This is a genomic window from Phyllobacterium sp. K27 (assembly GCF_054796155.1).
The window spans coordinates 1,200,051-1,214,068 of the sequence record NZ_CM139240.1; the positions used below are offsets into that span (position 1 = coordinate 1,200,051).

The 14,018-nt window shown below is 66.1% G+C and carries 1 protein-coding gene and 2 pseudogenes; all 3 read left to right on the top strand.

Annotated features, from left to right (window positions below; translation table 11 throughout):
* Positions 1 to 86: 86 nt before the first annotated feature.
* Positions 87 to 3,089, top strand: a pseudogene (locus ACYJL1_RS05925) (amino acid adenylation domain-containing protein); the annotation flags it as partial.
* Between the two features lie 286 nt (positions 3,090 to 3,375).
* Complete coding sequence (locus ACYJL1_RS05930) at positions 3,376 to 7,800, top strand: amino acid adenylation domain-containing protein (RefSeq protein WP_460897947.1); 4,425 nt, start codon at positions 3,376 to 3,378, stop codon at positions 7,798 to 7,800.
* Positions 7,793 to 13,908, top strand: a pseudogene (locus ACYJL1_RS05935) (amino acid adenylation domain-containing protein); the annotation flags it as partial. The gene ACYJL1_RS05930 and the pseudogene ACYJL1_RS05935, both read left to right, overlap by 8 nt.
* Between the last annotated feature and the right edge of the window lie 110 nt (positions 13,909 to 14,018).

The window sequence follows — 14,018 nt, forward strand, 5'->3', positions numbered from 1 at the left end:
CGTTCCGCCGAAAGGTACGTCAAGCATATACGGCTGAGACGGACCTTCCCATCGTACGTTGGCACGATAAGATGCAGCCGGCTCCGATGTCCTATGCACAGGAGCGGTTGTGGTTCCTATGGCGGTTGGAGCCCCTTGCGGCGACCTATGTGATGTCGCGCAGCGTCCGTTTGGAAGGCACGCTGAACGTTGGTGCCTTGCGTGAGGCGGTGACCGGCCTGGTGCGGCGACACGAGAGCCTGCGCACGCGGTTCGAGGACATCGACGGTGTGGCCTGGCAGGTCATCGAGCCGGAACCCGTCTTCGGCTGGACCGAGCACGACCTTGCCGCCATCGCCGATCATGAGGCCCGCGAGGCGGCGCTGAGGGAAGGTCTCGACCGCGCCGCCCAGACACCCTTCGACTTGGAGCAGGGACCGCTGCTGCGGATCGAGCTGTTCCATCTCGGCGAGCAGGAGCACGTCCTCCATTTCGCCATGCACCACATCGTCTCCGACGGCTGGTCGATCGACATCCTGGTGCGCGAGTTCTCCGCCTTCTACGAGGCCGCCCTCGATGGCCGCCAGCCCGACCTGCCGGAACTGCCGATCCAGTATGCCGACTATGCGCTGTGGCAGCGCGAGTGGCTCGACGACGAGGCGCTGAAGGGCCAGCTCGACTACTGGAAGAACCGCCTCGGCGATGAACATCCCGTCCTCCAGCTGCCGGTCACCGGCAAGCCCAAGGGGCCACGCTCGAACAAAGGCGGCCGGGTAACCTGCGAGATCCCCGCCGATGTCGCCGACCGGCTGCGCAAGCTGTCGCGCGAGCATGGCGCCACGCTGTTCATGACGCTGCTGGCCGCCTTCGACGTGCTGCTCTATCGCTACTGCAACGAGAGCGATATCCGGGTCGGGGTTCCCGTCGCCGGCCGCCAGCGTGTCGAGACCGAGGGGCTGATCGGCTTCTTCGTCAACACGCTCGTCATCCGCTCCGACGTGCGCGGCGACATGACCTTCGGGGAGCTGCTCGACCAGGTCCGCGACCGAGTCCTCGAAGCGCAGGCCAATCAGGACCTGCCGTTCGCAAAGCTCGTCGAGGCTCTCCAACCCGAGCGTGTCCTCGGCCAGACCCCGCTCTTCCAGGTTTCGTTCAATTTTCACGGGGCAACAGATGAGAACGAGCAGATCTTATCGGCGACTAACGCCCGATCAATAAGCAGTGAGCTCGCTTCGGCACAGTTCGATTTCATGTTGAGCGCTGTGGACAATGGCGAAACGCTGCAGATTGCGCTCAGCTTTGCTACTGATAGCTTCGATGATGAAACCGCTCGGCGTTTTGGAGAACACTATCGCACAATTCTGATTACCTTAGTCAACGAGACCACGGGCGCACGTTTGCGGGTCGCAGAATGGGCCGCCTTCTCTGCCGAGGTTTTTCATGCACCTATTGCCGGCCCTCCGTTCCGGGCGTTCGTGCCGCGGATCGCGGAGCAGGCTGCAGCACATCCGGAAGCGGAGGCAGTGTTGTGCGAGGGTCAGCGGATCAGCTGCGGCGAACTCGACGGCTGGTCGAACCGGATCGGCCGTCGTCTGAAGGCCCTCGGCGTTCGGCCGGAAGAGCGGGTCGGCCTAGCCGTTGAGCGGTCGATCGGCCTGGTGGCAGGTGTGCTCGGGATCCTGAAGGCGGGCGGGGCCTATGTGCCGCTCGACCCGTCGTATCCGGCTGACCGCCTGCGCCACATGATCGAGGATAGTGGCCTCACCAAGGTGGTGGCCGACGCAGCGGCGGTTGTCGCACTCGGCGATCTGCTTCACGGCCTCGATGTGGTGCTGGTCACCGATGTCGAAGGGGAGAGCAGCGAAAGCTGGGACGAGGCGGTCCATGCCGACCAGCTCGCCTATGTCATCTACACCTCCGGATCGACGGGAACGCCCAAGGGCGTCGGCGTCAGCCATCGGGCGGTGAGCCTGCACATCGACGATTATATCGCCACCTTCGGCTATACTGATGCCGATACCGTGCTGCAGTTCGCCACCATCAACTTCGATGTGGCCACCGAACAGCTGTTGCCGATCCTCAGCGTCGGCGGCCGGGTCCTGATGCGCGGGCCGCAGATCTGGGACATGCCGACCCTCAACGAGCGACTTGCCGAGCATCGCGTCACCATCATGAACCCGCCGACCGCCTATTGGCGTGAATGGCTCGATGCCCTTCCGGACGATCTTCCCGCCTTGCGCCTGGTCGCGCCCGGCGGCGAGGCGCTCGCCGGCGATGCCCTGAAGCGCTGGCAGGAAGGCTCTCTCTCGAAGGTGCCGCTCTATAACTTCTACGGCCCGACGGAGACGACGATAACGGCGCTCCAGCGCGAGACCGTGACAGAGGATGCCGGCGAGGCGATCGTTCCGATCGGCGTTCCCTATCCGTCGCGCAGTGCGTTCGTGATGGACCGGGACGGCAACGAGGCGCCGGTGGGTGGTCTGGGCGAACTTTGCATCGGCGGCGAGACGCTGGCGCGGGGTTATGTCGGCAAGCCGGGCTTGACGGCGGAGCGCTTCGTGCCCGATCCGACGCGACCGGGCGGCAGGCTCTACCGCAGCGGTGATCTGGTGCGCCAGCGGCCCGACGGTGTCGTCGACTTCCTCGGCCGTCTCGACAACCAGATCAAGCTGAGGGGCTTCCGCATCGAGCTCGGCGAGATCGAAGCGGCGCTGCGTGCCGCTCCCGGCGTGCGTGACGCGGTTGCCGTCATCGCCGGCGAGGGCGAGCACAGGCACATTCTCGCCTATGCCGCCGGAGAGGCGGACGCCGACGATCTGCGCTCACGTCTCGAGCAGGCGCTTCCCGGCTACATGGTGCCGGCCTCCGTCATGGTGCTGGATGCTCTGCCGCTGATGCCGAACGGCAAGATCGACAGGAAGGCGTTGCCGGAACCGGACGGGCAGTCGGAACGGACGATCGTGGCGCCGCGCAACGAGACGGAGGCACGTCTCCTGGCGGTGTGGAAGGCGGTGCTGAAGCGCGACGACATCGGCGTCACCGACAACTTCTTCATGCTCGGCGGCGATTCGATCCTGTCGCTGCAGATCATCGCCCGCGCCAGGGCCGCCGGCCTCAGGCTCACCCCGAAGCAGGTCTTCGAGGCACCACGCATCGACCTGCTGGCCACACTGGCCGAGCCGTCCGGCTTCGACCCGGCGCTGCAGAAGGAGGTCGAGGGCGAACTGCCGCTGACGCCGATCGAGGCCTGGTTCTTCGAACGCCATGCCGTGCCGCCGTCGCACTGGAACCAGTCGGTGCTGCTCAAGGCGAAGGGCGGTCTCGACGCAACGGCATTGTCGGCGGCGATCGACGCGATCGTGCGTGCGGCGCCACGACGCGCTGCGGCTGCGCTTCATGGGCGCCTGCGACCAGCAATGGCACCAGTGGCTGTTCAGGGACGACGGCGAGGAAGCCTCCGTGCTGGAGATCATCGACCTTGCCGGCGAGCGCGACTGGAAGGAACGGCTGAAGGAAGAGGGCGAGCGCATCCAGCGCAGTCTCGACCTGAGCACCGGGCCGCTGATGCGGGCGGGCTACTTCACGCTGCCCGACGGCGACGGCCGGCTGCTGCTGGCCATCCACCATCTCGCCGTCGACGGCGTCTCCTGGCGCATCATCCTGGAGGACCTTCAGGAGGCCTATGGCCGGGCCGAGGCCGGCGAGGTCATCACCCTGCCGTCGCGGACGACGCCGTGGAGCGTGTGGGCGACGAAGCTCGGCGCCTATGCGGCAAGCCCCGAGGTCACCGCCGAGCTCGGCTGGTGGCGCGGCCAGCTTGACGGCGCGATAGCGGAGCTGCCGATTGATGAGCCGGAAGACGCCGACCGCACGATCGCTGCCAGCAGCGTCGTCGGCATCGGCCTCGACCGCAAGCGCACCCGCCAGCTGTTGCAGGAGGCGCCGCGCGCCTATGGCACCCAGGCCGACGAGGTTCTTCTCGCAGCGCTGGCCCGCACCATCTCGGAATGGTCCGGCAAGGATGGCGTCCTGATCGAGCTCGAGGGCCATGGCCGCGAGCACGTCATCGACGAGGTCGACCTCAGCCGCACGGTCGGCTGGTTCACCACCCAGTTCCCGGTCTGGCTGGAGGCGCATGCCGATCCGAGAGAGGCGCTCATTGCCGCCAAGGAACGGCTGCGGTCGATCCCCGACAAGGGCTTCCGCTTCGGGCTTCTGCGCCACCTTGCCGACGATCGCATCCGTGCCGACGTCGCGGCGCTGCCCGTGCCGAAGATCGGCTTCAACTATCTCGGCCAGTTCGATCAGGCGATCGACAAGGGCGGCCGCTTCGGCTTCGCCACCGAGAGCGCCGGCGCATCCGTCGATCCCGCCTCGGCGATGAGCCATGTTCTCGATCTCAACGGCCTCGTTGCCGACGGCAAGCTGTCGCTGTCCTGGCGCTTCAGCCCCGGCGTCATCGCCGAGGAGACCGTCCGCGATCTGGCCGCGGCCTTCGAGCAGAACCTCGCCGCGCTGATCGACCATTGCAGCACGGCCAGGCCGACCCGCACCGCCTCCGACTTCCCGCTTGCGGGCCTGAGCCAGTCGCAGCTTGAACTTCTGAACCTGCCGCTCGACGATGTGCAGGACATCTACCCGGCAACCCCGGTGCAGCAGGGCCTGATCTTCCACTCGATGCTGCAGGGGGAGGGCGTCTACATCTATCAGCTCCGCCTCGGCCTGTCGGGGGATCTGGACCGGGATGCGTTGCGCAATGCCTGGGCTTCGGCGATCGCCCGTCACGACATCCTGCGCACCCACTTCGAATGGCGCCATGGCGGCGAGGCGCTGCAGGTGGTGCATCGATCCGTGCCGCTGCCCTATGCCGAGCACGACTGGTCGGCCGAGACGGCGGCCAGCTACGAGGAGAAGCTCGCGGCATGGCGTGCCGACGACCTCGCGCGCGGCTTCGACCTTGCCGAGGCGCCGCTGATGCGGGTCAACCTGTTCGCCCGTCCCGACGGCGGCCACGACCTGGTCTGGACCAATCACCATGTGCTCACCGACGGCTGGGGCACCGCCCAGCTGATGGGCGAGATCATCCAGGACTACGGCGCAAGACGCGAGGGCCGCACCGCCGACCTGCCGGCTCCGGTCCCCTATCGCGACTATCTGGCCTGGCTGCGCCGCCAGCCGTCGCCCGAAGCGTGGTGGCGGGCGCAGATCGAGCGGCTCGACGAGCCGGCGACGCTGACCCAGAGCCTGGGGCGGCCGCGCCACCCCGAACCCGGCGTGCATCACCGGCGCACCGTCATCGACGCCGATCTGGCCGAGCGGCTGCGTCAGGCGGCCCAGACCCATCAGGTGACACTGAACACGCTGATGCAGGGAGCATGGGCGATCCTGCTGTCGCGCTACGGCAACCGGCCGCAGGTGGCCTTCGGGGCCACGGTCTCGGGAAGGCCTGCCGAGCTGCCCGGCGTCGAGCGCATGCTCGGGCTGTTCATCAACTCGCTGCCGATCTTCGTCGACGTGCCCGGCGATGCCAGCGTCGGCCCGTGGCTGCGCGACCTGCAGGCCCGCAACACCGAGCTCCGGGCCTATGAGCACACGCCGCTCGCCGATCTCCAGCAATGGACCGGGCGCACCGGCGATGCCCTGTTCGACACCCTCGTCGTCTTCGAGAACTATCCCGTCGATCAGGAGCTGCGCAAGGCCGACACCGGTCTCGCCACCACCGCGGCCGACACAGCCGAGAAGACACACTATCCGCTCACCGTCACCGTCGTTCCTGGCGGCGCCGTCGAGATCAAATGGTCCTGGGACGGCCAACGCTTCGATGACGATGCCATCGGGCAGATCGGCACGGATTATGCCGAGATCTTGACCTCCCTCGCTGAGGCACTGGATGTTGGTCAGCCGCTGCGCACCGTGCGGCCAAAGGTGGAGGCACCGCAAGCACCGCTCGCCGACCATCCGTTCCGGGCGGTGATCGACCGCATCGCCGAACAGGCGGCACTTCGTCCAGACGCTGAGGCGCTCACCTGCGAGGGCGAGCGGATCAGCTACGGCGAACTCGACGGCTGGTCGAACCGGATCGGCCGTCGTCTGAAGGCCCTCGGCGTTCGGCCGGAAGAGCGGGTCGGCCTAGCCGTTGAGCGGTCGACCGGCCTGATGGCAGGTGTGCTCGGGATCCTGAAGGCGGGCGGGGCCTATGTGCCGCTCGACCCGTCCTATCCCGCCGACCGCCTGCGCCACATGATCGAGGATTCGGGCCTCACCAAGGTGGTGGCCGACGCGGCGAGCGCCGAGGTATTGGGTGATCTGCTGTCGGGTCTCGACATCGTTATCGTCTCGGACCTTGATGCCGAGAGCAGCGCGGGCTGGGACGAGCCGGTCCATGCCGACCAGCTCGCCTATGTCATCTACACCTCCGGATCCACGGGAACGCCCAAGGGCGTCGGCGTCACGCATGCCAATATCGCCCGCCTGCTCGATGCCACGGCCCGGTGGTTCCGCTTCGGGCCCGAGGACGTGTGGCCTCTGTTCCACTCCTATGCCTTCGACGTGTCGGTCTGGGAGCTGTTCCATTGCCTGGCGACCGGCGGCAGATTGGTCGTCGTGCCCTTCTGGACATCCCGGGATACGCCCGCCTTCCACCGCCTGCTGCGCGAGGAGAAGGTCACAGTCCTCAACCAGACCCCATCCGCCTTCCTGCCGCTGATGCAAGAGGATCTGCGTGCGGAAGCGCCATTCACTACCGTCAAAGTGATCATCTTCGCAGGCGAGAAGCTTGAGCCTGCGGCACTCAGGACGTGGCTGGAGAAGCGCGGCAAGGCTGCGCCGCGCCTCATCAACATGTACGGCATCACCGAGACCACCGTGCATGTCACCTATCGACCCGTCACCCTTGACGACACCGGGGGCGAGGCCCGCTCGCTGATCGGCGAGCCGATCCCCGACCTGTCGCTTGCCGTGCTCGATGCCGATCTCAACGTCGTGCCGCTCGGCGCGACCGGCGAGCTGCATGTCGGCGGCGCCGGCCTTGCCCGTGGCTATCTCGGAAGACCCGGCCTCACCGCCGAGCGCTTCATCCCGGACCCGTCGGTTCCCGGCGGCAGGCTCTATCGCTCCGGCGACCTTGCCCGCAGACTGCCCGACGACGAGCTGGAATATATCGGCCGCAACGACTTCCAGGTGAAGATCCGCGGCCACCGCATCGAGCTCGGCGAGATCCAGGCGGCGCTGCTGGCCCATCCGGACGTCCGCGAAGCGGCGGTGCTGGCCATCGACGATCATGACGGCGGCAAGCGTCTGGCCGCCTATGTCGTGGCTGCCGGATCGGAAGAGCAGGAGCCCTCGGCCGAGGATCTGCGCGAGCATCTCGCCGACCGCCTGCCGGCCTACATGGTGCCTTCCGCGGTCGCCTTCCTCGACGCCATGCCGCTCACCGTCAATGGCAAGCTCGACCGCAGGGCACTGCCCGAGCCGGAGACCGCGCTCATCACCGAGCGGGTCGCGCCGCGCAACGAGACGGAGGCACGTCTGCTGGCGGTGTGGAAGGCGGTGCTGAAGCGCGACGATATCGGCGTCACCGATAACTTCTTCATGCTCGGCGGCGATTCGATCGGTGCTGTTCGTTTGAGATTCCACGTCGAGCACCAATTCTCAACACCGATCGAGCTCCAAACGATTTTTCAATCGGCCACCGTCGCGGAGCTTGCCAGCGCACTGCAAGCCAACCTGCTGAAGCCTTCGTCGGAAACCAACTTAATGGAAAACTGGCTGAGTGCGCACGAAACGCAAGCAGAGGCAGGGGAGGAAGAAGGGAATGAATGAGATCGATCGGCGCCTGGCATTATCTCATCGATTTGCATCGTTGTCGCCTACCCATCGGGTAGAATTTCGTAAGTTTCTTACGCGCGAAAACATTTTACCTCGCTCACTTCCGATTGTCCGCCTGAGTGATCGAACGGATCGCGTTCCACTCTCGCATGCGCAGGAGCGGTTGTGGTTCCTGTGGCGTCTGGAGCCGGACAGCCCCGCCTACAACATCGTCGGAGCGGTCCGTCTCGATGGTATTTTGAACGTGCCGGCGCTGCGCACTGCGGTGACCGGCCTGGTGCGGCGGCACGAGAGCCTGCGCACCCGCTTCGAGGATGTCGACGGCACGGCCTGGCAGGTCATCGAGCCGGAACCCGTCTTCGGCTGGACCGAGCACGATCTTGCCGCCATCACCGATCATCAGGCCCGCGAGGCGGCGCTGAGGGAAGGCCTCGACCGCGCCGCCCAGACACCCTTCGACTTGGAGCAGGGACCGCTGCTGCGGATCGAGTTGTTCCATCTCGGCGAGCAGGAGCACGTCCTCCATTTCGCCATGCACCACATCGTCTCCGACGCTGGTCGATCGACATCCTGGTGCGCGAGTTCTCCGCCTTCTACGAGGCCGCCCTCGATGGCCGCCAGCCCGACCTGCCGGAACTGCCGATCCAGTATGCCGACTATGCGCTGTGGCAGCGTGAATGGCTCGACGACGAGGCGCTGAAGGGCCAGCTCGACTACTGGAAGAACCGCCTCGGCGACGAACATCCCGTTCTCCAGCTGCCGGTCACCGGCAAGCCCAAGGGGCCACGCTCGAACAAAGGCGGCCGGGTAACCTGCGAGATCCCCGCCGATGTCGCCGACCGGCTGCGCAAGCTGTCGCGCGAGCATGGCGCCACGCTGTTCATGACGCTGCTGGCCGCCTTCGACGTGCTGCTCTATCGTTATTGCAACGAGAGCGACATCCGGGTCGGGGTGCCGGTGGCCGGCCGCCAGCGTGTCGAGACCGAGGGCCTGATCGGCTTCTTCGTCAACACGCTCGTCATCCGCTCCGACGTGCGCGGCGACATGACCTTCGGGGATCTGCTCGATCAGGTCCGCGACCGTGTCCTCGAAGCGCAGGCCAATCAGGACCTGCCGTTCGCAAAGCTCGTCGAGGCTCTCCAGCCCGAGCGTGTCCTCGGCCAGACACCGCTCTTCCAAGTCATGTGCAGCTTCGGCGCCCATCAAGGATCCGACAGCAGCACCGACCTGTCCACGATCACCGCCAGCTCGGCATCCAGCGAAGTAATGACGGCACAGTTCGATCTTACACTCAATGCCATCGATGATAGTGCAAAACTTCAGATCGGGATCGACTATGCCGCCGATCTGTTCGATGCTGATACTGCCCGGCGCATCATTGAGCATTACGTCGAGAGTTTGAACGGCCTCACGGTCGAGAACGATCAGCCGCTCCGGATCGCCAGCTGTGTTCCGGCGATCGCATCCGACCATGTGACGCTCCAAGCGCACCCGTCCCGGCCGGTGATCAGCCGTATCGTGGAGCAAGCCGCTCTCCGTGCTGAAGCGGAGGCGGTGTCGCGCGAGGGCGAACGGATCAGCTACAGCGAACTCGATGCTTGGTCGAACCGCATCGGGCGACGACTGAAGCGGCTGGGCATTGAGCCGGAGGAACGGATCGGGCTGGCGATGGAGCGGTCGATCGGTCTTGTCGCCGGTCTGCTTGGCACGCTGAAGGCCCGCGGCGCCTTCGTGCCGCTCGACCCGTCCTATCCGTCAGAGCGCCTGCGTCAGATGATCGATGATAGCGGCATCACCAAGGTGGTCACTGACGCGGCGACAGCGGAGGCACTCTCCGATCTGCTGTCCGGTCTCGACGTGGTGCTGGTCACCAATGTCGACGGCGAGAGCGCCGAGGGCTGGGACGAACCGGTCCATCCCGACCAGCTGGCCTATGTCATCTACACCTCCGGTTCGACCGGAACACCCAAGGGTGTCGGCGTCAGCCATCATGCCCTTAGCCTGCACGTGAACGATTGCATTGATCGATTCGGGTTGGCCGTGGATGACTGCGTCCTGCAGTTCTCGACCATCAGCTTTGACATTGCCATCGAACAAATTGTGCCGGCATTGTGCGTGGGAGGCAGGCTTGGTTTGGTCCCGGCGCATGGAATTGATACGAGTTCTTTGAATGTACTTCTGCGCACCGAGCCTGTCTCCTTTGTATTTCTCCCCACGGCCTATTGGCAACAATGGCTGCACGACCTTCCCGAGGAGATGCCGGCGTTGCGTCAGGTGACGGTGGGCGGCGAAGGCCTGCCCGGCGATGCGCTGAAGCGCTGGCAGGAAGGACCGCTCAGCCACATCCATTTCGACAATCTCTACGGTCCCACCGAGACCACCATCGCCTGCCTTTATCGCCGGACGGAGGCATCCGACGGCGACGACGTGACCGTCAACATCGGCGTCCCCTATCCGTCGCGCAGTGCGTTCGTGATGGACCGTGACGGCAACGAGGCGCCGGTCGGTGGTCTGGGCGAGCTGTGCATCGGCGGCGAGACGCTGGCGCGGGGTTATGTCGGCAAGCCGGGCTTGACGGCGGAGCGCTTCGTGCCCGATCCGACGCGACCGGGCGGCAGGCTCTACCGCAGCGGTGATCTGGTGCGCCAGCGGCCCGACGGTGTCGTCGATTTCCTCGGCCGTCTCGACAACCAGATCAAGCTGAGGGGCTTCCGCATCGAGCTCGGCGAGATCGAAGCGGCGCTGCGTGCCGCTCCCGGCGTGCGTGACGCGGTTGCCGTCATCGCCGGCGAGGGCGAGCACAGGCACATTCTCGCCTATGCCGCCGGAGAGGCGGACGCCGACGATCTGCGCTCACGTCTCGAGCAGGCGCTTCCCGGCTACATGGTGCCGGCCTCCGTCATGGTGCTGGATGCTCTGCCGCTGATGCCGAACGGCAAGATCGACAGGAAGGCGCTGCCGGAACCGGACGGGCAGTCGGAACGGACGATCGTGGCGCCGCGCAACGAGACGGAGGCACGTCTGCTGGCGGTGTGGAAGGCGGTGCTGAAGCGCGACGATATCGGTGTCACCGACAACTTCTTCATGCTCGGCGGCGATTCGATCCTGTCGCTGCAGATCATCGCCCGGGCGAGAGCCGCCGGTCTCAAGCTCACCCCGAAGCAGGTGTTCGAGGCGCCCCGCATCGACCTGCTGGCGACGGTCGCGGAAGAAGCCTTCGATCCGATCCAGCTTTATACGCCTGAGGAACAGGCCGAAGGCACTCGCTTCCCGCTTGCGGGTCTGAGCCAGCCGCAACTTGAGCTTCTGAACCTGCCGCTCGACGATGTGCAGGACATCTATCCGGCAACCCCGGTGCAGCAGGGCCTGATCTTCCACTCGATGCTGCAGGGCGAGGGCGTCTACATCTATCAGCTCCGCCTCGGCCTGTCGGGGGATCTGGACCGGGATGCGTTGCGCAATGCCTGGGCTTCGGCGATCGCCCGTCACGACATCCTGCGCACCCACTTCGAATGGCGCCATGGCGGCGAGGCGCTGCAGGTGGTGCATCGATCCGTGCCGCTGCCCTATGCCGAGCACGACTGGTCGGCCGAGACGGCGGCCAGCTACGAGGAGAAGCTCGCGGCATGGCGTGCCGACGACCTCGCGCGCGGCTTCGACCTTGCCGAGGCGCCGCTGATGCGGGTCAACCTGTTCGCCCGTCCCGACGGCGGCCACGACCTGATCTGGACCAATCACCATGTGCTCACCGACGGCTGGGGCACCGCCCAGCTGATGGGCGAGATCATCCAGGACTACGGCGCAAGACGCGAGGGCCGCACCGCCGACCTGCCGTCACCGGCGCCCTATCGCGACTATCTGGCCTGGCTGCGCCGCCAGCCGTCGCCCGAAGCGTGGTGGCGGGCGCAGATCGAGCGGCTCGACGAGCCGGCGACACTGACCCAGAGCCTGGGGCGGCCGCGCCACCCCGAACCCGGCGTGCATCACCGGCGCACCGTCATCGACGCCGATCTGGCCGAGCGGCTGCGTCAGGCGGCCCAGACCCATCAGGTGACGCTGAACACGCTGATGCAGGGAGCATGGGCGATCCTGCTGTCGCGCTACGGCAACCGGCCGCAGGTGGCCTTCGGGGCCACGGTCTCGGGACGGCCTGCCGAACTGCCCGGCGTCGAGCGCATGCTCGGGCTGCTCATCAACTCGCTGCCGGTCTTCGTCGACGTGCCCGGCGCGGCCAGCGTCGGCCCATGGCTGCGCGACCTGCAGGCCCGCAACACCGAGCTCCGGGCCTATGAGCACACGCCGCTCGCCGATCTCCAGCAATGGACCGGGCGCACCGGCGATGCCCTGTTCGACACCCTCGTCGTCTTCGAGAACTATCCCGTCGATCAGGAGCTGCGCAAGGCAGACACCGGCCTCGCCACCACCGCGGCCGACACAGCCGAGAAGACACACTATCCGCTCACCGTCACCGTCGTTCCTGGCGGCGCCGTCGAGATCAAATGGTCCTGGGACGGCCAACGCTTCGATGACGATGCCATCGGGCAACTGGAGGAGCATTACCGGAATCTGCTTGCCGCGCTCACAACAGCTGACCGCGGGTCCATCGACCAGCTCGCAATGCTCGGCCGTGAGGAGGAGCGCAGCCTCGTCGCTGACTGGAACGACACCGTTACGTCATTCGGCCCAGTCCGTTACGTCCATGAGCGCATCGCCGCTCAGGCCGAGCGGACGCCCGATGACGTCGCCATCCGACACGGCGGTGAGCACCTCACTTACCGGGAACTCGAGGAGCGGGCTATCCGGCTCGCCAGCACGCTGCAAGAGCATGGTGCCAAGCCCGACACGATCGTCGGGCTTGGCCTGGAGCGTTCCATCGACATGATCGTGGGGCTGCTCGCCATCCTCAAGACCGGTGCAGCCTATCTGCCTCTCGATCCTCGTCTTCCGCAGGAGCGGATCGCCTACATGGTCGAGGATGCTGGCGCGGCCATTGTCGTGTCGAGTGCGCGCCATGCCGGGCTCCTTGCCGCGGACATCGTCCGCATCGATGTCGATCAGCTCGGTCCGATAGGCTCTGGACTGCTGCCTGTCACGCAGCACCCTGACCAGCTCGCCTACGTCATCTACACCTCCGGTTCGACCGGCATGCCCAAGGGCGTGATGATCACCCATGCCGGCCTGCACAACTATGTGAGCTATGGCGAGGCTGCTTATGCTCCAGGCTCCGGAAGCGGCGCCCCGGTCAACACCCCGCTCAGCTTCGACGCCACCGTCACCAGCATCCTGTTGCCGCTGCTTGCCGGCAAATGCCTGTGGCTCGTTGGTGAAGACAACGAGATCGAAGCCCTCGCAGAGCTCCTCCAGGGCGACCACGACTTCAGTCTGGTGAAGCTCACGCCTGCGCATCTCGATGCGCTCGCACATCTGATCCCGTCGGGGAAGCTCGCCGGTCAGGCGCACGCTTTGGTCATTGGCGGCGAGGCGCTTCGTGCAAGCACCGTTGCCTCGTGGCGCAACCATGCCCCGGCGACACGGCTGATCAACGAATATGGCCCGACCGAGACGGTGGTCGGCTGCATCGTTCATACCGTCACAGAGAGCGATAGTCAGACCGGCGACGTTCTGATCGGACGGCCGATCGCCAACACCCGCATCCTCGTGCTCGACCATGAAGGACACCTGTCTCCGCTCGGCGCGGTCGGCGAGATCTGCATCGGCGGAGCAGGACTGGCGCGCGGCTATCTCAGCCGCCCCGGCCTCACCGCCGAGCGCTTCGTGCCCGATCCTTTCGGAAACGGCGAGCGCCTCTATCGCTCAGGCGACATTGCCCGCAGGCTTCCCGACGGTTCGCTCGAATATCTCGGCCGGGCGGACGATCAGGTGAAGATCCGCGGCTATCGCATCGAACTCGGTGAGGTTCAGGCCGCGCTCATTGCCCACCCGCAAGTGCGGGAGGCTGCGGTTATCGCCCTCGACGATCACGATGGCGGCAAGCGCCTTGCGGCCTATGTCGTTCTAGCCACAGAAGGGCCGGGCTCCTTAGAGGAAGACCTGCGCCGGCATCTCGCCGATCGCCTGCCCACCTACATGATGCCTGCGGCCTTTGTGTTCCTCGACGCCATGCCGCTCACCGTCAACGGCAAGCTCGACCGCAAGGCGCTGCCGGCACCCGAGACAAGCTCCAGCCGGATCTATGTCGCTCCGGCGACGGC